Origin of the sequence: Streptomyces sp. NBC_01450 (genome assembly GCF_036227505.1) — a bacterium.
Lineage (GTDB): Bacteria > Actinomycetota > Actinomycetes > Streptomycetales > Streptomycetaceae > Streptomyces.
In genome coordinates, this window is sequence record NZ_CP109480.1 from 7,837,904 (window position 1) to 7,856,424 (window position 18,521).

Below are 18,521 nucleotides of genomic sequence, written 5' to 3' on the forward strand. Positions count from 1 at the left end.
TGCCTTCCGTTACCGGGAGCGGGCTCCGGCAGGCCCTCGGGGCCACCGGAGCCCGTGTGAGGCTCGGCTGGGAGGGAGGCCGGGTTACCGCTCCTGGGGTGTGCTGTCGTCCGTGGTGCCGTCTTCGGGAGCGCTGGTGGTGCTGGTGATGGTGCCGGTGGAGCCGTCAGCCGCCCTGGCGTTCGCGGCCTTCTTCAACGCCTGTGCTACGGCGGTGAATTCGGCCAGGGCCGTTTCAAGGTCCTCCACGATCTCCTGGGCGATCACGTCCGGTGGCGCGAGCAATGCGGAGGAAGCGGAGGCCGACTGGAGGACCGTCAGGTCGAGGTTGACCTTGTCACGGGCGATCAGTTCATCGTACTCGTATGCGCGGAAGTGCTCACTTGGCTTTCGGGCCGAGTAGTCCGTGCCGCCCGAGTGGTAGGCGGCCACGAACTCGTCGAGGTGCTCGCGGCGCAGGGCGCGCTGCTTGAGCGTGAAGCGCTGGTCGGTGCGGAAGTCGTAGACCCAGAGCTGCTTGGTCGCGGGCTTGCCGCCGGGGCGGGGCGGGCGCTTGTCGAAGAACAGGACGTTCGCCTTGACGCCGTTGGCGTAGAAGATGCCGGTGGGCAGGCGCAGCAGGGTGTGGACGTTGGTCAGTTCCAGCAGACGGCGGCGGATCTCCGCGCCCGCGCCGCCCTCGAACAGCACGTTGTCGGGGAGGACCAGGGCGGCCCGGCCGTTCGTCTTCAGCAGGGTGTAGATGTGCTGGACGAAGTTGAGCTGCTTGTTCGTGGTCTGCGTCCAGAAGTCCTTGCGGGAGGTGTACGCCTCGCCGGTGACCGAGCCGACGCCGAAGGGCGGGTTGGCGAGCACGATGTCGTAGAACTTGTGCGGCGGCTTCGCCAACGAGTCCTGGATGGTGATCAGCGGGCGGGCCTCAGACGTGCCGATGCCGTGCAGCAGCATGTTCATCAGGGCCAGCCGGGCTGTCTCCCGGACCAGTTCGTAGCCGGTGATGGCACCCGTCTGGAGCTTGCGGGCCTCGTCGCCGTACAGCTGCTCCTCGTAACGCTCGACGATGTGGGCGTGCGCGGCGATGAGGAAGCCGCCGGTGCCGCAGGCGGGGTCGGTGATCGACTCGCCGGGACGTGGTTGCAGGCAGTCGACCATGGCGTCGATGAGCGGGCGGGGCGTGAAGTACTGGCCGGCGCCCGTCTTGCGGTCCTCGGCGCCGCGCTGGAGCAGGCCCTCGTAGGCGTCGCCCTTGAGATCCTGGTTCTCGCGGGTCCAGATGTACGGGTCGATCAGGTCCTTGATGAGACGTTCCAGGACGGCGGGCTCGTGGATCTTGTTCTGCGCCTTCGTGAACACTTCGCCGAGCATCGTGCCGCCGTAGCGGCCCAGTTCCCGCAGGACGTGCTCGTAGTGGTCCACCAGATCCTCGGCCGACCGGCTGGTGAGGCTCGGCCAGTCCAGGCCCGGCGGGACGAGTGCCTCCTCCGGCATGTTCTTGCGGAACCTGGCCGGGCGGTTGGCGCGCTCGTCCGCCATCTTCAGGAAGAGGAGGTACGTCAGCTGCTCGACGTAGTCGAGGGTGGAGACGCCGGAGTGGCGCAGCAGCTCGCAGTACGACCAGAGGCGGTTGACGAGCGTCGAGGTCGTCTCTCCGGCGGAGCGGCGGGGGGCTGGGGTGGTGGCGCTGTTCATGAGGGCGGGGGTGGTGCTCATTCGGGCAGTTCTCCCTGACCGGGCGGGGCGGGGCGCGGTTTGCGCGTGGTGCGCTTGCGGGGTGCCGCTTTCGCGGTCGCGCGAGCGGCGCGGATGCGGTCGAGCAGGGCGGAGGCAGGCTCGTCGGCGGGGTCCTGGGGGACGAGAGCACCGGTGAAGGCGGCGTGGAGGAGGGCGGCGCGGAGTTCGCCGGACCCTGTAGTCACGATTCGCAGCTCAGCATCCATCCTGTCCGCGTCTTCCAACTGGCGTCGGACTTGCTTGACGATCATCTCCTGCTTGTCCACAGGTGGGTACGGAAACTCGACAGTCTTCAGGCGTGCAGCTGAGAGGTGCGCGATATTAGTCGTAATGCGCGACTCTTTTGTGAATCTTCCTGTATGCATGTGTCGACGAAAAACGAGTAGTGCCCATTCGGAAGTTACCCAGGAGTTCGGGCGAAATCGAAGAAGGGTGTTCTGGAAGGCTGCCCCCTCGGGGATGCCGCGGTAGATCGCTGGACGTCCAAGAAGGTGAGGGCTCTGCCCTTCGTTGAGGAGTACGTCGCCGTCTTTCAGGGTGTATCTGTCTCCTGTGTCGGAGAAGTCCATCGCTTTCACGTCGGAGATGTCGATGCGATCTTCGAAGACATTGGCGACACGCAGGTAGGGCTTCATCTCTGGCCCGGTATGCCAGGATGGGTGTCGCTGACGCCCTAGATCGATCTTTCCGGCTTCCTCGACGGTTACTTCAGACCAGTCATCAGGAAGAGGAGTAGGAATTGCTGAGCAGATGACTGACTTGCGGAACTCGTCAACCTTTTGCAGTCCGACCTGCAGGGCCTCTTCGCCTGCCTCGATATGACTGATCTGTAGATCAATCTCGGCCACGATGTGCAGCTGTTCCGCAAGCGGTGGAACCACGATCTCCGTGTCAAGCAGTACTCTTCGGGATACGCTCGCCTGGTTGACGTGGTTGTTGAGTACCGTCTTGAAATAGCCAGTGGACCAAAAATGGTGAAGCTGCCTGGCCAGGAACTTACTGTCCAGGCCCTCCGGCCCCCGCAACCGAGTCATGTGATTCGAGAACGCGACCGGCTCAAGAGAGTCGACCCAAGCCGTCTTCCCCACAAGCGCAGGACTGTTCGTGTTGTTGAAGAGGACGTCGCCGTACTCCACTCGCCGGTCCGACTCGTCATTCACGTACCGTGCGTCCGACAAGTCGATGACACCGTTGCGCGTGATGTTCATCGGCCGAAGATGCACGATGCCGTCACCGTCGCGATTGTGTTTACCGCTCGCGAAGCCTGGCTGGACTTCCACGCCGAGTTCCCCCAACGTTGCCCGAACCCACCCCCCAGGCAACTCCCCGCCAACCCGGCCCGGAAGCTCCTCGCCGCCGTCACCGGAATCCGAACCCAGCCCCAGCCCCAGCGTCACGCGCCCAGCTCCCTGTCCAGTTCGTCGAGGATCTCTTCCGCCCGCTCCTCGCCGAATTCCGCGAGGAATCCGTCCGTGCCGTTCATCTTCGTGAACGGGGCGTAGTCGAGGTCGGCGGTGTCGAAGCGTACACGCTGGATCGTGGCCTCGGCGATGCGGTCGAGCCACCACCGTTCGGTGTCCGTGAAGGCCACGCCCGCCTGATCCTGCCTGGTCAGCCAGGCTGCGTACCGCTCCTCCACCGCCTCCGCGTGCGGGCGCGGCGGGGTGGCGCCCCCGTCCGCGCCGCCCTCCAGTTCGTACCGCAGCAGGGCCAGCAGGTCGGCCGCCGTGCGGGCGGCGGAACGGTTCGCCGTCACGGCCTCGCCCACCTGCTCGTACGACCGCCACAGCTTGTCCGCCGTCCAGGCGCGCGGCGGGCGGGCCACGGCTCGCGCCAGGTCCTTCAGGCGCCGCAGAGCCTCACGCGGCGGTACCGGAGACTGGGCCGAGAAGGCGATGGCGAGCACCGCCATCTCGTCCCGGTGGTCCTTGACGTACGCCTGCCAGTCGCGGACGGTCTCGCGCGCCGTCGACTCGTCCTCCGGGACCGCGCCGGCCGAGACGAGGGCGTCGCGGCTGGTCTCGTCGTAGAGGATGTCCTTCGCGCGGCGCATCTCCAGCAGTCGGGTGCGCAGCTCGGGGTTCGATGCCAGCGGGCGCAGGGCCCGTTCGGTCACGTCCTTCACGGCTCGGTCGGGGTCGAGGCCCAGGCGTTCGGCGGCCTCGCGGGTCTTGCCCTGTTCGTCGATCGAGACGGCGTCGACCATCTTGTGGACGATGTGCTTCAGCGGGACGCCGCCGGTGAGGCCCTCGATCTCGGCGCGCTCGTCGTCGGTCATCTGGAGGTCGAGCTTGGCCAGACGGGAGGCGAGGGTGGAGATGTGGGTGTCCTCCGCGACGCCCCGGGCGGTGAGGCGGAGGAGTTTCTCCAGGTTGAGGTCCTTCTCCGTGTGCTGCTCCAGCGGACCGGCGTCCACCTTCGGCTTCCGGGTCACACCGACCGCGTCGACGATCACGAAGTGCGTCTTGGGGCCGACGCCCGGGGTGACGCGCTCGAACTCGGTGAGGGAGAGGGTGCGGGCGCCGCGGCCCTTCATCTGCTCGAAGTAGGCCCAGCTCTTGACGTCCCGCAGGAAGAGCAGGCATTCGAGCGGTTTGACGTCCGTGCCCGTGGCGATCATGTCCACGGTGACGGCGATGCGCAGCTGCGGCAGGTTACGGAAGTCGGACAGCCGTTCCGCCGGCTTCTTCGCCGCGTGGGTGATCTTGGCGCAGAAGTCGTTGCCCTTACCGAAGACGTCACGGACGACCTCGACGATCTCCTCGGCGTGGTTGTCGTTCTTGGCGAAGATCAGGGTCTTGGGGACGTACATCTCGTCCCAGAGCAGTTCGCCGGTCTCCTGGTCGCGTTTCGCGCGCGCGGGGAAGATCTCCGTGAACAGGCGCTCGCGGAAGGTCTGTATGACCGTGCGTAGCTGGTCCTTGCTGATCACGCCGACGCCGACTTCCGTCGCGCCGTAGGAGACGTCCTCGTCGAAGTCCTCGTAGCGCTGGCGTCGGGTGCGGCGGTCGCGGACCGGGATGACGCCCCGCGCGATGACTCCGCCTTCGCCCGTTATCCGCGTCACGATCTCGTACACCTGGAAGTCGACGTTGACGCCGTCGGCGACTGCCTCCGGGTAGGTGTACTCGCTGACCAGGTTGCCGTTGAAGTAGCCGAACGTCTGGGCGACGGGGGTCGCGGTGAGGCCGACCACGGGCGCGTCGAAGTACTCCAGGACGGAACGCCACTTGCCGTAGATGGAGCGGTGGCACTCGTCGACGACGATCAGGTCGAACGACTCGGGCGGGATGCCGGGGTTGTAGCCGACCGAGATCTCGCCCGGGGTGTCGTACGAGTACTCCTCCTCGCCGTCCTCGCCCGGAGTGGAGGGGACGGTCGCACCCGTCAGCTCCATGTACAGGCGCTGCACGGTGGAGACGACGACCTTCGCGGAGGGGTTCATGCCGTCGGCGCCGAGGCGCTGCACGTTGAACAGGTCGGCGAAGGTGCGGTTGGTGTCGGGTGTGGTGAAGTTCTCGAACTCGTTCTGCGCCTGGGCGCCCAGGTTGTTGCGGTCCACCAGGAACAGGACCCGCTCGGCCTGCGCGTACTTGAGCATCCGGTACGAGAAGGTGACCGCCGTGTACGTCTTGCCGGCGCCGGTCGCCATCTGGACCAGGGAGCGGGACTGGCCCGTGCCCTGCTGGCCCTTGCCCAGGGCGACGGACTTCTCCACGCCGAGCACCGCCTTGATCTGGGCGGGGCGCAGCGGGCGTTCGTCCAGTTCGGGCATGCGCAGGCGCAGCCGGGCGCGGTAGGAGGGGGCCTGGGGGTCCTGATCGGCCTGGCGGATCCAGCGGGCCAGGGTGCGGGGCTGGTGGAAGGAGAAGATCCGCCTGCTGCGCGAGTCGGGGTCGAGGGTGTTGCGGAACCGCGTCTCGCCGCCGTCCGAGACGTAGCGGAACGGCAGCGGGGTACGCCAGGCGATCAGGCGCTGCTGTGCCTCAGTGGGGTGGTCGGCGTACCGGTCGGCCTGCGCCTCGGCGGCCGTCAGGTCGGCGCCCTCGCGTTTGGCCTCGATCACGCCCACGAGCTTGCGCTCCACGTACAGGGCGTAGTCGGCGCGGCCCGTGGCGGTGGTCGTCTCGCGGACGGCGACACCGCTGCCGCGCCGGTCGCCCTGCACGTACAGGTTGAGGCTGCCGCCCGCGTCCTGGACGCTCCAGCCCGCCTCGGCGAGCATCTGGTCGAGGCGGGTGCGCACCTGTGCCTCGGTGAGGGGCTCGCGGGCCGCCTGCTCGGCGTTCTCCAGGAGACGGGCGCGCTCGGCGACGGCCTCGGACGCGGCGGCGGGGCTCGTGACCTGCTCGCGCAGCAGCCGGGCGTCGGCTGCGGACTGGGCTTGCTGGAGCGCCGTGAGCCGATCGTGCATGGCGGCAACTCGGCGGGCCAGTTCCTCGCGCTCCGCCGCGGCGTCGGCGAGTTCCTGCTCCGCCGCGAGGCGGGCGGCCTGCTCTGCCTGTGCCTGGGATGCCTTGCCCTCAAACGTGAGACGGGCCTCCTCCAGCGCACGCCGTGTCTCTTCCACTTGCGCGCGCAGGGCCAAGTTCTGGGCGGCAGGTGTCCGGGCCGGGTCCGGCGGAACGAAGGTCCGCTGTTCCCGGGAGCCGGTGATCAGACGGTGGTACCAGACGCCGAGCCGGTGGCAGGTTCGCAGGGCTCGGAAGGCGTCGTCCGGGTCGTCGTAGTCGTCGTGGTTGGCCTTGTTGCCGAGCACGCGAACCTCGTGGAAGGCCGGTCCTACGTTGCCGTGCAGATAGCCTTCCCTGTCGAGGGCGGCCAGGCGATCGATCTGCTTGGTCCCGGTGAACTGGACGCGACCGCGGCGCACCAGATCGGAAGCGAGGGCCTCACCGAACTGCCGGGACTTGATGAGTGACGTGTTCGGGTCGGTGAACACGTTGGCCTCGGCGCCCGAGCCGTAGGCGACAAGCAGCGGCAGATGGTCGTACAGGAACCCGAAGTTGCGTGATGTGCGGGCGAGTTCGGCGAGTCTGGGGTCCGGCGTCTGTGCCGCGCCACCTGCGCTCATCAGAGGGGTACCGCTCTTCCTGGGCTGCTGTACGAAGTGCACTGAAGGGATCATTGAGCCTAGCGCCGGGGGTCTTCAGGCGCCAGGCGTTTCGCCGTCGCGGGTGGCTGACCGGAAGCCCGGACCTTCTCGCAGCAAGACCTCACCTCTGCGTAAGGACGCTACCTATGATCAAGGGTGAACTTCATCACGGTGTCCAGCCCGTAGTCCGGCCTCATCCGCGGTAGCACAGGAGCTCGCGACGTGGACTCCAAGCAAGCGCAGACTGTCCACGGCTAGAACGTGGCCACCGCCTGGGAGCGGCTGGGACGAGCTGAACTGAGACCACCCTGACGGCATTCGGGCCGTCCACGTCTCCAGCGGCGTGGGCCGCGTACGGCACGGCCCGAGGGTGCGCCCTTGACCCGGCCTACGCGGCTTGCTCAGCTTGGTGAGTCGGGGTGTCGCATTCGGGGTCGTCTGGCTCCAGATGCAGTTCCTTCTACCGGGAGCTCGGCTTCGCCGATTTCGACGGGGAGATCGTCTACCGGCTGTAGAGCGGGAGGGGCCTGGTCACGGAACCGGCGCACCCTATTTTGGCCTGACACGCGCCAAACAGCAGGCACCGCGCCTGCCGGCCGGGAGACGGCGGCGTCACCCAGCGGTGGTGATGAGCTCGTCGAGTAGCTGCTCCAACAGATTGTTGTCACCGAGGAAGCTCTTCACCGAGGCGTCCTCGTTGCGTTGAGGGTCCATGCTTGACCAGTTCAGGGCGTATCCCGCGGCGGTGCTCAGTTGGGCAAGGAACGCCCGCTGGGTACGGCCGTTGCCCTCGCGGAACGGGTGGAGGACGTTCAGGTCGCCGTACAACGTTGCCAGTTGGATGACGAATTCCTGCCGGGGGAGATTCTGAAGCCAACCGGAGGAGGCGAGACGGCCGAAGACCTCTCCGGCGTAGGGCACCAGGTTTCTCGCGGGGCAGAACGGTGTGCGCTTGGCGATGTTCACGGTGCGTAACTCGCCTGCCCATGGATAGATGTCACTGAAGACCGCGGCATGGAACGCTTGGAGGTGGCCGAGGTCGTACGCGCCGGGTAGGGGGCGTTCGGCGAGCATGACGAGGCGCGCCCGGGTGATGTCCGCCTCCGCTGCCGCGAGCAGCTGATGGTCGGTGATGCCGAGCTTGTTGCGCAGCACGCCGTTGGGCATGGCGTACGGATCGTTCACCCTGCCTGCCGCTCCGACGTCTGTCGGTGGCGGGCGATCGCGCGGGCGACAAGGGTGTCCGCGTCGAGGTCGCCCTTCACGTACGCCTCGGTGTCGCGATCGGAGGCATGGGAGGCATGGAGCCCCTCGGCCTCGATGGAGCCGGTGGCCGAGGCGACGGCTGCACGTCGTGCCGCTCGGTCGCTCAGGGCCTCGAATGCCTCGATGGACAGGAGGACGCCCTGGGGCTTGCGGTGGGCGCCGATCAGGACCGGGCTGGCGTCCGCGCCGGACTCCGACAGGTCGGTCAGGATCCGCGACAGTCTCGCGCGCGCGTCGCTGACGGTCACGACCTCAGGGATCTCCATGCTGTCACCGTACCTATATAGAGGCTTGATTCTGTACAGATTCTAGTACGGATTCCGGTGAGTGTCCCGCCCTGGGCGGTCCTGGAGGTGTCCCTGACCCCGTCCCTGAGGCTGCCACCAGCCGAGACTGCGAGGTCCTCGCCCATGTCGGCGGCGATGCCGTCCGCCGCGGTGGCCACCAGAACCGGCCCCTCCGAGAACGACCAAGCCCCCGTCCGGACCGCTCGGCGCAGGGCGCCGGGCCTTGCGTAGCCATCAAGGTAGCCACGGAAACGTCCTTCCTGTGCGCCTGCGCAGGTCATAGCGCTGTGGTGACTCTCCCCGGCGTACAGCCCGACTCGTCTGCCGGCTGGGCCCTGAGCAGGTCTTATGGCCTGCGCGGGGCCTTTCCCGTGGGTGCGCGGTTGCCGCTGCCGACTGGGAGCCCCCGGGAGTTCCGTGAACGTGCGCGCGAGAGGGCTGAGCGCCGGACGCGGAAGCAGTGGGCACAGGGTGGGGCGGACCGATCTCCGCCCACACGACCTTGCCGGACGGCGGCCATGGCTCAGTGCCCCACCGGGGTGTTGTGCTCGGTCGGCGCGGCAGTCGATGCCTACGACAGGACGACCCCCGCACTCCAACGGCTGACCCGCCGTCCAACGCGACCCTGCGCGCGTCAGTCCGTCGCGTCGACCGCGCCCTCGATGAGCAGGTGGGCGGCCGCGTCCGTGCGGGCGATGTCGTGGGTGACCAGGCGGTCCTGGCACAACCCGCGCAGGCCGGAGACGAGGAGCGTGGCCCGTGCGCGAGCCCGCTGCGGCGGGTGGCCCAGCCGGACGTAGGCGGCGGCTATCGGGGCGACCATGACCTCCACCGTCTCGGCGGCGAGGTTGCCGTACTGCTCCGGATCGGTGGTGGCCAGGCTGAGCAGCTGCAGCAGCATGCGGATCGCCACGGACTGCTCCCCGACGGTCATCGCTTCCCACAGGGTGTGGGCGGCCCTGCGCAGGCCGGCGGTGTCGTGGACGTCGTCGAACATCGCGTGGGCGTCGGGACGGTTGGCGGCCAGCGCCTGGGTCAGCAGATTCTCGCGGCTGCCGAAATAGTACAAAAGCATGCGCTTGGTGGTGCCGATCGACTCGGCGAGCGGGCTCAGCGACATCTGGGCGAGGCCGTGCTGCTGGAGGGAGTGCACGACCTGCTGCAGCAGCTCGGCACGCTTTTCGGCATTGATGGGGCGAGGCACGGTTTTGACTGTACCGGCCGGTACACATAGGGTCCATCAGGCGTAGTTGTGCCGATCGGTACGTTAACGAAAGAGCGCCGACGCCATGGGGATGGCCGGGTGCGAGCAATGGGGAGGGGCGCCGTGAAGCTGGTTGCATCGGGAGTGAGGGTTGCGGGAGGCGAGGTCGGAGGACTTGATCCCGCGGTCCATCCGGTCGGCGGCGTGTCCCGCGAGCGGTACGGCGCGGATCACCGTGGCGGCCAAGGGGTGGGTCGGTGACCGACCAGATCGAGCGCCCTGACGGCATACGCCTGGTCAGGACTCTGGCCGAGGCCGTGATGTTTCCGCTGGTGCTGTTCCTCGGGCTTCTGCTCTCCTTCTCCACGGCCCTGCACGCGCCTCAGCCTCACCATGCGAAGATCGTGGTCGCGCACTCCGCGGTGGAACGCAAGGTCGACGCCGCTCTGCGGCAGCAGCATCCCGGTGGGTTCGATGTCACCGCCGTGGCGGACGCCCGAGGAGCCCGCCAGGCGGTGCTGGACCGGGACGCCGTGGCGGGCTACGTCGCCGGGCCCCGGCAGAGTGTGCTGTACGTGTCCAAGGCCAACGGGATGTCCCTCGAGCAGGCTCTGACCAAGGGCTTCACCGCGCTCGCGGCGCACAACCACCAGACGCTCACGGTCACGGAGGTGGCGCCCCCCGCGAGCAAGGACCAGAACGGCACGGTCGTCGTCTACTTCGGTGTCGCCTGGAGCGTCCCCGGCTACATACTCGCGACGACCCTGCTGCGGGCGGTGACCTTCAACCGTCGCAAGAGACTGCTGACGATCGCGGGCGCGGCTGCCGTCTTCAGCGCCGTGGGCTTCCTCATCGGCGTGGGGCTGGACTACCTCCCCAACGAGCCCTCGGCCATGGCGATCGGCTTCTTGCTCACCACGGCGGTGGCCACGGTCTCCTCCGGCCTGGCGCCTTTCACCAAGCAGTTCCTCCCCGCGGTGGGGATGACTCTGTTCATCGTGCTGAGCGTTCCCGTCAGCGGTCTGACCGCCGCCCCGCTGCTGCCGACGTTCTTCCGGGGCCTGCACGCCGTCATGCCGCTGGCCAACGGCGTGGACGCCCTGCGAGGAGTCCTGTACTTCGACGGTGCGGGGGTGCTCAAGCCCGTCCTCGTGCTGTGCGCGTGGCTCGCGGCGGGTCTCGCCCTGCTGGGCCTCGACACATGGCGGCACCACCGTATGGCCGCACGCCCGGTCTCGGAGGATGAGCAGGAGGACGTCGAGGAGCCGCCGGTGGAGGACCCGTCCCTCGAGGCGCCCACGCCCACCGCGCTTCCGGTCCACCACCACCACTTCGGCGAGCTGGTGCCGATGCTGGTGGGCACGGTCCGCGACGGTGCGCAACAGCCCGTCCAGCATGCCGCGGTGACCGTCATGGACACCAACGGCCGACAGTTGGTGCACACCACGACGAACGCGCGGGGCGACTATGCCGTGACCGGTCTGCCCGAGGGATATATCAGCCTGGTGGTCTCGTCCGTCGGCCGGAAGCCGGTGGTCCACCAGGTGCTGCTGCACTTCGGCGCGGTGGCCCGGGCCGACGCGATCCTGCACGACCGGTCGGTCGAGGCGTCCTCTCGCGGGTAGGGGGGTGCGGTCAGCCCGAGGCGCGGCGGCCGGCCTCGTGGTTGTCCGCCGCCCAAGAGGCGAGGAAACGCAGGCCCTCGTGGGTGGGGGTGTCGGGGGCCGCGGTCCAGATGACGAGTTGTTGGTCGGGGTCGGTGGTGGCGGTGAGGGTGTCCCAATCGAGGACGAGCTCGCCGGCGATCGGATGGTTGAGGGTCCTGGCGGCGATGGTGCGGGCGGCCACGTGGTGGGCGGCCCACCAGCGGCGGAAGTCGGGGTCCTGCGCGGACAGGTCGTTCACGAGGGTGGTGAGACGGGGGGAGCCGGCGTTGTGGGCAGCCTCCATGCGGAGTTGGGCGACCGCGGTGCGGGCCGTGCTCTCCCAGTCCGCGTACAGCTTTCGCATGGCGGGGGAGAAGATCATCCGGGCGTAGTTGCGTTCCTCGGCCGGGATCTGGGCGAAGTCGCCCACCAGGGCGGCGGCCAGTGGGTTCCACGCCAGTACGTCCATCTGGCGGCCCAGGACCATGGCGGGGAGGGAGCCGAGGTCGTCGAGCAGTCGCCGTAACTGCGGCTGGACCGTCTGTACGGCTTGCGGGCACGGGCGCGCGGGTTCCTTGCCGGCCAGTTCGAACACGTACGCGCGCTGGTCCTCGTCCAGGTCCAGGACGCGGGCGACGGCGTCCAGGACGGGCTCGGACGCCTGGATGCGGCCCTGTTCCAGGCGGGCGTAGTAGTCGGTGCTGATCGCGGCCAGCATGGCGACCTCCTCCCGGCGCAGACCCGGCACCCGCCGCACGGCACCGCCGGGCAGCCCCACGGAACGGGGGCTGAGCTCCGCGCGCCGGGCCTTGAGGAATTCGCCCAGTTCGGTGGATGTGTTGCGCGTCATGGCCCCTATTTTCGCAACTTTCACAGGAACCCGGGTGGCGTCCGGGAAGGGCTTCAAGAGCGGTGTTCGGACAGCACGTGTGCCGCGGTGGTCAGGAAGTCGTCCAGGTGTTCGTCACGGCGACCCTCGAGTACGGCGAGGCAGATCTCGGTGGGCGGGACGTCGGTCACCGGTCGGTGTACGAGGTCGGGGCGCGAGTAGGAGCGGGCGACGCTGCGCGGCAGCAGCGCGATGCCTCGCCCGGCAGCGATGAGTTCGAGTTTCTCCTCCACCGTCGCGGTGCGGCGCGCCTGGAAGTCCAGGACCGTCTCGCCGTCCAGGCCGGCCAGGGTCAGCCGGCGGCGGGATGCCAGGGGGTGCGTGGTGGGCAGGCACAAGACCTTCGGTTCGCTGCCCACCGGGACGGTGTGGATCCCCTCCGCGTCGAAGGGATGGCGCAGGAAGCCGACGTCGACCCGGCCGTCCCGCAGCGCCTCGGCCTTCTCATGCCAGTTCAGTTGGAGCAGTTCGATCTCGACGGCGGGGTGGGTCCTGGCGAACGCGCGGACCGCGGGGGAGACGCTCAGCCCGGGGGCGAAACCGACGACCAGTCGGCCGGCGCGGGCGGCGCCGTGCACCCGGCGGGTGGCGGCCTGCGCGGCGGCGAGTACGCCCGGTGCGTCGGGGCGTGTTCTTCCAGCCGGTCAGCGGGGACCTCAAGGCGCCGACCTGCGCCACCCGTGACATCGCCGCCGTGGCCGCCGGGCTGCTGCTCGACCACTCCTGGAGCGGACAGGGCGAGGTGCCGGTGCTCGGGCCCGAGGACCTGTCCTTCGAGGACATGGCGCGGATCATGTCGGAGGTGCTGGGGAAGCCGGTGCGCTTCCAGTACGTGCCCGTCGAGTCGTTCAGGGACACGCTGGCGCGGCGGGGGATGTCCGAGGCGATGGCGCAGGGCATGGCCGACATGATGGCGGCCAAGGAGCGTGGCCTCGACAACGCCGAGCCACGCACCCCGCAGGCCGGCACCCCCACCACGTTCCGCCAGTGGTGCGAGGAGATCCTCAAGCCGGCCGTTCTGACACCCGTCCTGGACTGACGGCCGTTGCCCGGCTCGGCGGCCTGGCCCAAGCACCCGCACCCGCCCCTGAAGCCCCCACCGTCCGGCCTCCACGCAGGGAGTGGGTCAGCCCTGGCGTACCTCCTCCAGGCGTACGGGCCGGTGCTCGGCCAGCGAGAGGGTGCAGGCCTCGGCGATCCAGCCGGCCTCGATGGCGTCGGCGACCGTGCACGGCGAGGTGGCGCGGCCCGCGACGACCTCCGTGAAGGCGGTGAGTTCGGCGCGGTAGGCGGGGGCGAACCGGTCCATGAAGAAGTCGTGCGGCGGGCCCGCCGGGAAGGTGGCGCCCGGTTCGACGGAACGCAGCGGCAGCTTGTCCTCCAGGCCCACGGCGATGCTGTCGCGCATGCCGTGCAGTTCCAGGCGGACGTCGTAACCCCGCGCGTTGTGGCGGGAGTTGGAGACCAGGGCGATGGTGCCGTCGTCGAGGGTGAGGATCGCGGACGCGGTGTCGACGTCACCCGCCTCGGCGATGTACTCGGCACCCCGGTTGCCACCGACCGCGTACACCTCGACCACCTCGCGGCCCGTCACCCAGCGCACGATGTCGAAGTCGTGCACGCTGCAGTCGCGGAAGATGCCACCGGAGACCGCCACGTACGCGGCGGGCGGCGGCGCCGGGTCCAGCGTGGTGGACCGTACGGTGTGCAGCTTGCCGAGTTCGCCGCTCACCACGGCCTTGCGGGCGGCCACACAGCCCGCGTCGAAGCGCCGGTTGTAGCCGATCTGCACCTCGACACCGCTGTCCCGGACGGCCTCCAGCACGTCGAGGCTGTCCTCGACGGTCCGTGCCACCGGCTTCTCGCAGAACACCGGGATGCCCGCCTTGACCGCGGCGAGGATGAGCGCGGGGTGCGCGTCGGTGGCGGCCGCGATGACGATGCCGTCGACCCCGGCGGCGAGTACGGCTTCGGGGGAGTCCACCGCCGTCGCCCCGAACCGCTCCACCGCCGACGCGGCGGCCGCCGCCACCGGGTCGCTGACGACCAGGGTGTCCACCGCGTCGAGCCCGGCAAGGGTCGCCGCGTGGAAGGCGCCGATCCGGCCCAGTCCCAGGATGCCGATACGCATGAGATTGCTCCTAAAGCCAGTGCGGGAAGGCCCGCTGAGGGTGGAGAGGGGGAAGGGAGGAGAGAGGGGAGAGGAGAAGGGAGAAATGGGGGGGTAGAGGGGGGATCAGTCGAGTCCGCCGAGGACGATCTGGTCCCAGTCGATGACCGAGCCCGTGACCACCCCACTGCGGTCGGAGAGCAGGAAGACGACGAAGTCGGCGATCTCGTCGACCTGGCCCAGCTTGCCCATCGGCTGGGACTTCGCCGCCTCCTCGCGCCAGTCGTCGCCCGCGCCGTGGAACGTGCGCTGGATCTCCTCCTCGCCCTCGGTGTCCGTCCAGCCGATGTTGAGGCCGTTGATCCGGACCCGGTCCCAGCGGTGCGCGTGGGCCGCGTTGCGCGTGAGGCCCATGAGTCCGGCCTTGGCGGCGACGTACGGGGCGAGGAAGGGCTGCCCGCCGTGCGCGGCGGACGTGATGATGTTGACGACGGTGCCCGGCGCCCCGCGGTCCACCAGGTGCTGGACGGCGGCCTGCATCGCGAAGAACGGCGCGCGCAGATTGATCGCCACGTGCGCGTCGAACAGTTCCGGCGTGGTGTCCAGGAGCGAGCCGCGTGACGTCAGCCCGGCCGCGTTCACCAGGCAGTCGATTCGCCCGTGGGCGGCCACGACCTGTTCGACACTGCCGCGCGCCTGCGCGGGATCGCTCAGATCGGCCCGTACGAACGTGGCACCCGTCCGCGCGGCGAACTTCTCGCCGAACTCGCCGCGGCGCCCGGTGAAGGCGACCGTGGCGCCCTCGCGCAGCGCCGCGCGCACGATGCCCGCGCCGACGCCCTGGCTGCCGCCGTTGACGAGGACGACCTTGTCCTCGAGCAGTTGGTTCATGAGCGTGCTGCCGTCCTTTTCCGCCCCGCGCGCACCGGCCGGCCGTCGTCCTCGGTGGACCACATGTGGGGTCCCTCTCCTTCCGGCGCGGTGACATTTCTGCCAGTCTCATGACGTTGGGACCGTCAATCAATCCGCAGAGAACCATCAAAAAGCCCTCATTGATCTCTTCGATCACGGGACGCAGCAAGGGAACCCATGGGACATCCGTATACGATCCGCGAGATCGCCCGGCAGGCCGGCCTGAGCGAGGCGACGGTCGACCGGGTCCTCAACCATCGCGGCGGGGTGCGCGAGAGCACCGCGAGGGAAGTGCAGCAGGCCATCAAGGACCTGGACCGGCAGCGCACCCAGGTCCGCATCGGCGGCCGGACCTTCATGATCGACATCGTGATGCAGACCCCCGAGCGGTTCTCCTCGGCGGTGCGCGAAGCCCTGGAGGCCGAACTGCCGTCCCTGCACCCGGCCATCGTGCGCTCACGGTTCCACTTCCGCGAGACGGACCCCGCGGCGGAACTGGTGAAGGACCTGGACAGGATCGCCGCGCGCGGTTCGCAGGGGGTGATCCTCAAGGCCCCGGAGGTCCCCGAGGTCACCGCCGCGGTCGGCCGGCTGGTGGCGGCCGGCATCCCGGTGGTCACCCTGGTGACGGATCTGCCCAGCAGCCCGCGCCTCGCGTACGTCGGGATCGACAACCGGGCCGCCGGAGCCACCGCCGCCTACCTGATACGGGAGTGGCTCGGTGACCGCCCGGGCCATGTGCTCGTCACGATCAGCCGGGGCTCCTTCCGCAACGAGGAGGAGCGCGAGATGGGTTTCCGCAGCGAGATGCGGGTCGGCGGACCCGCACGCCGACTGGTCGAGATCACGGACAGCGACGGGCTGGACTCCACCCAGCGGGCCCTGGTCCTGGCGGCTCTGGAACGGGATCCGGAGATCAACGCCGTCTACTCCATCGGCGGCGGCAACACCGCGACCATCGACGCCTTCGCGGCGCTCGGCCGGAAGGTGCTGGCCTTCGTCGCGCACGACCTGGACCACGACAACACCCGGCTGCTGGCGGAGGGCAAGCTGTCCGCGGTGCTCCACCACGACCTGCGCCAGGACATGCGGCGCGCCTGTCAGAGCATCATGCGGGCCCAGCAGGCGCTGCCGGACGAGGGTCCCTTCCTGCCGTCGGCGATCCAGGTGGTGACGCCGTACAACATGCCGCCGGTGTGAGAACGGGGGCGGAAGGCTACGCGTTCGGGCCCAACGGCTGTCCCGCGGGGCCGCTCTCCCGCGCGTGCGCCGCGCCTCCGATGTCCGTGCCCGCCCAGGACAGCGCCGTCCAGCCCTCTTCGGGGGATCCTTCCAGGATCACGATGTCGGTGTTGTCCAGCCGGTGGGCGGCCGCGAAGGACATGTCGACGTTGTGCGCCCGGGCCGCCGTCCACACCCGGATCGCGGCGCCGTGGCTGACCATGGCGACGCTGCCGACGCCGGTCGCGGCGGCCTCCGCGACCACCGCGTCGAACCGGCCCAGCGCCTCGGTGCCGTTCTCCCCGCCCGGCATCCGCAGCTCGGTGTCCCCGGCCACCCAGGCGAACGCCGTCGTGAAGTACGCCCTGGCCGCCTCGGTGTCGCCGCGCATCATCTCCAGATCCCCGGCCTCCAGCTCACGGATGCCGTCCCGTACGACCATCTCGAGTCCGCGAGTGGCCGCCAGCGGGGCGGCCGTCAGCTGTGTGCGGGTCAGCGTGGAGACGTACAGCAGGTCGATGTCCACGTCCGCGAGCGTCTCGGGCAGCGCGGCGGCCTGCTTCTCGCCGAGGGCGGTCAGACCCGGGCCGGGGACGGCGGTGTCCAGGAGGAACGCCACGTTGGACGGGGTCTGGCCATGGCGGATGAGGATCAGGCGCATGGGGTCACCTTCTCAGACGGCGTCACGAGGGACGCGGCCGCCCGGGCAGCCCTACGCCCCCGCCTCACGGAGTCGGGTTCGTCCCGAGCGAGCGCTCCGTGACGCCCGCCAGATGGGCCATGAAGACCTCGCGGGCGTCCGGCGTCAGCGTGTGCAGGGCGACCAGGGCCGTGATGACGACGTCGCAGAGCTCGGAGCGGACGTCGTCCCAGGTGTGGCTCGCGCCCTTGCGCGGGTTCTGGCCGGTCGCGCCGATCACCGCTTCGGCGACCTCACCGACCTCCTCCGACAGCTTCAGGATGCGCAGCAGCAGGCCCTCCTGGCCGCCCTGTGCCCGGTTGGCGTCCAGCCAGGCGCGCAGGCGGTCGATGGATTCCCAGAGGTCTTCATCAGCCATGGGGCAAGCTTCCCCCACCGGCCATGTGCCCCACGCCCACTCGTACTTCCGCTCCCGCGCCTACTCCTCGAACAGGGCCTCCTGTTTGCCCTCGGCCGCCTCGCGCACCCTCTTGTTCCGGGTGCCCACCACGGCCAGCGTGGCCGCCGCCGTGACGCCGAGCGCCACCGGGACCATCCAGCCCCGGTTCACGGCGTGGCGGAGCGCATGGTCCAGGGAGAGGCGGCCGGGACCCGCCACCGCGAGACCCGCCGCGGCCAGGGCCAGCGACGCCGCGTACTCGTAGCCGCCTTCCATCGCGAAGAACCCTTGGGGCAGGTTCACGGCGGCCGCGCCCACCATGGCCCCGGCCGCCGCCGCACCCGCCGCGGGGGTCGCGAGGCCCAGCGCCAGCAGGGTGCCCCCGCCCGCCTCGGCCAGCCCCGCCGCCGCCGCGCTCGCCTTGCCGGGTTTGTAGCCCATGGCCTCCATTGCGACCGCGGTCCCCTCGAGCCCGCCCCCGCCGAACCAGCCGAACAGCTTCTGCGCCCCGTGCGCGGCCAGCACTCCGCCCGTGCCCAGACGGAGCAGCAGCAGTCCCAGATCACTTCGGTCGTAACAGGTCACGGTGGCTCCCGGAGCAGACAGACGGCGGCAATGGTCAACGGCCCCTCCCGTGTGTCCACCGTCGCACCGAAGGCGCGTGCCCGACGTGTTCGGGGTGCCGTTCGGGTGGCGGGTACCCGGGACCGGTGTGAGGGTGGCTGCCATGACGATTCAGGTAGCGAAACTCAGCGACCCGGCCGTCCGGGCCTTCGTCACCGCTGTGAACGCCCATGACCGTGACGCCTTCCAGGCCGTCCTCGCGCCCGACGCGACCATGTCCGACGACGGTGCCGACCGCGACCTCGCCGACTGGACCGATCGAGAGATCTTCTCCTCCCGCGGCCATATGGAGGTCGACAACGAGTCGAACGGCGGCCGCGCCCTCATCGCCCGCTACAGCAACGACACTTGGGGCGAGATGAAGACGAGGTGGAGCTTCACCGTCGACGACGGCAGGATCACCCGTTTCGAGACCGGCCAGGCGTAGCCGAACCGTCCCGATCCCCGGCTCCCCGCG

General features: G+C 69.4%; 17 protein-coding genes. 4 read left to right on the forward strand and 13 right to left on the reverse strand.

The window, feature by feature from the left end; translation table 11 throughout:
• Window positions 1-84 precede the first annotated feature (84 nt).
• From OG568_RS34840 to OG568_RS34865, 6 genes are all read right to left on the reverse strand, one after another.
• Entirely contained in the window at window positions 85-1,710 is a 1,626-nt protein-coding gene (locus OG568_RS34840) for a class I SAM-dependent DNA methyltransferase (RefSeq protein ID WP_329534436.1), read from the reverse strand.
• A complete protein-coding gene (locus OG568_RS34845) occupies window positions 1,707-3,128 on the reverse strand; it encodes a restriction endonuclease subunit S (protein ID WP_329534437.1) in 1,422 nt (473 codons plus the stop codon). Before OG568_RS34845 ends, OG568_RS34840 begins: the two co-directional genes overlap by 4 nt.
• A complete protein-coding gene (locus tag OG568_RS34850; protein ID WP_329534438.1) occupies window positions 3,125-6,805 on the reverse strand; it encodes a type I restriction endonuclease subunit R in 3,681 nt (1,226 codons plus the stop codon). The genes OG568_RS34845 and OG568_RS34850 overlap by 4 nt, the downstream gene beginning before the upstream one ends.
• A 633-nt stretch (window positions 6,806-7,438) precedes the next feature.
• Window positions 7,439-8,011, reverse strand: a complete 573-nt coding sequence (locus tag OG568_RS34855; RefSeq protein ID WP_329534439.1) for a Fic/DOC family protein — start codon at window positions 8,009-8,011, stop codon at window positions 7,439-7,441.
• On the reverse strand, window positions 8,008-8,358 hold the full coding sequence (locus OG568_RS34860; RefSeq protein WP_266414431.1) for a type II toxin-antitoxin system Phd/YefM family antitoxin: 351 nt from the start codon (window positions 8,356-8,358) through the stop codon (window positions 8,008-8,010). The genes OG568_RS34855 and OG568_RS34860 overlap by 4 nt, the downstream gene beginning before the upstream one ends.
• Before the next feature lie 655 nt (window positions 8,359-9,013).
• On the reverse strand, window positions 9,014-9,583 hold the full coding sequence (locus tag OG568_RS34865; RefSeq protein ID WP_329534440.1) for a TetR family transcriptional regulator: 570 nt from the start codon (window positions 9,581-9,583) through the stop codon (window positions 9,014-9,016).
• A 257-nt stretch (window positions 9,584-9,840) separates the two neighbouring features.
• Between OG568_RS34865 and OG568_RS34870 the strand changes: the two genes are divergently transcribed.
• On the forward strand, window positions 9,841-11,208 hold the full coding sequence (locus OG568_RS34870) for a carboxypeptidase-like regulatory domain-containing protein (RefSeq protein ID WP_329534441.1): 1,368 nt from the start codon (window positions 9,841-9,843) through the stop codon (window positions 11,206-11,208).
• Window positions 11,209-11,218: 10 nt separating this feature from the next.
• Here OG568_RS34870 and OG568_RS34875 read toward each other — a convergent pair whose 3' ends face one another.
• The gene (locus tag OG568_RS34875) at window positions 11,219-12,079 is read right to left on the reverse strand and encodes a helix-turn-helix domain-containing protein (protein WP_329534442.1); all 861 of its coding nucleotides are present in this window, start codon (window positions 12,077-12,079) and stop codon (window positions 11,219-11,221) included.
• A 53-nt stretch (window positions 12,080-12,132) separates the two neighbouring features.
• Window positions 12,133-12,696: a LysR family substrate-binding domain-containing protein gene (locus tag OG568_RS34880; RefSeq protein ID WP_329534443.1), complete on the reverse strand. Its 564-nt coding sequence runs from the start codon at window positions 12,694-12,696 to the stop codon at window positions 12,133-12,135.
• A gap of 50 nt (window positions 12,697-12,746) precedes the next feature.
• Between OG568_RS34880 and OG568_RS34885 the strand changes: the two genes are divergently transcribed.
• Window positions 12,747-13,157, forward strand: coding sequence for an NmrA family NAD(P)-binding protein (locus OG568_RS34885; protein WP_329534444.1), 411 nt, complete (start codon window positions 12,747-12,749; stop codon window positions 13,155-13,157).
• 87 nt (window positions 13,158-13,244) lie between these two features.
• Here the strand turns inward: OG568_RS34885 and OG568_RS34890 are convergent, their stop codons facing one another.
• Window positions 13,245-14,249: a Gfo/Idh/MocA family protein gene (locus OG568_RS34890; protein ID WP_329534445.1), complete on the reverse strand. Its 1,005-nt coding sequence runs from the start codon at window positions 14,247-14,249 to the stop codon at window positions 13,245-13,247.
• A 105-nt stretch (window positions 14,250-14,354) separates the two neighbouring features.
• Entirely contained in the window at window positions 14,355-15,119 is a 765-nt protein-coding gene (locus OG568_RS34895) for an SDR family oxidoreductase (protein ID WP_266582187.1), read from the reverse strand.
• Between the two features lie 198 nt (window positions 15,120-15,317).
• Here OG568_RS34895 and OG568_RS34900 point away from each other — a divergent pair, with 198 nt between their 5' ends.
• Window positions 15,318-16,340, forward strand: a complete 1,023-nt coding sequence (locus OG568_RS34900; RefSeq protein WP_266651024.1) for a LacI family DNA-binding transcriptional regulator — start codon at window positions 15,318-15,320, stop codon at window positions 16,338-16,340.
• Window positions 16,341-16,356: 16 nt separating this feature from the next.
• On the opposite strand, the gene OG568_RS34905 is transcribed toward OG568_RS34900, so the two are convergent.
• The 3 genes from OG568_RS34905 to OG568_RS34915 all read right to left on the reverse strand — a co-directional run bounded on the left by OG568_RS34905 (window position 16,357) and on the right by OG568_RS34915 (window position 18,025).
• Window positions 16,357-17,022, reverse strand: coding sequence for a histidine phosphatase family protein (locus tag OG568_RS34905; RefSeq protein WP_329534446.1), 666 nt, complete (start codon window positions 17,020-17,022; stop codon window positions 16,357-16,359).
• A gap of 64 nt (window positions 17,023-17,086) precedes the next feature.
• Complete coding sequence (locus tag OG568_RS34910) at window positions 17,087-17,419, reverse strand: MazG-like family protein (protein WP_266624328.1); 333 nt, start codon at window positions 17,417-17,419, stop codon at window positions 17,087-17,089.
• 60 nt (window positions 17,420-17,479) lie between these two features.
• On the reverse strand, window positions 17,480-18,025 hold the full coding sequence (locus OG568_RS34915) for a DoxX family membrane protein (protein WP_266582184.1): 546 nt from the start codon (window positions 18,023-18,025) through the stop codon (window positions 17,480-17,482).
• Between the two features lie 142 nt (window positions 18,026-18,167).
• Between OG568_RS34915 and OG568_RS34920 the strand changes: the two genes are divergently transcribed.
• The gene (locus OG568_RS34920) at window positions 18,168-18,491 is read left to right on the forward strand and encodes a nuclear transport factor 2 family protein (protein ID WP_266582183.1); all 324 of its coding nucleotides are present in this window, start codon (window positions 18,168-18,170) and stop codon (window positions 18,489-18,491) included.
• Window positions 18,492-18,521: the final 30 nt, after the last annotated feature.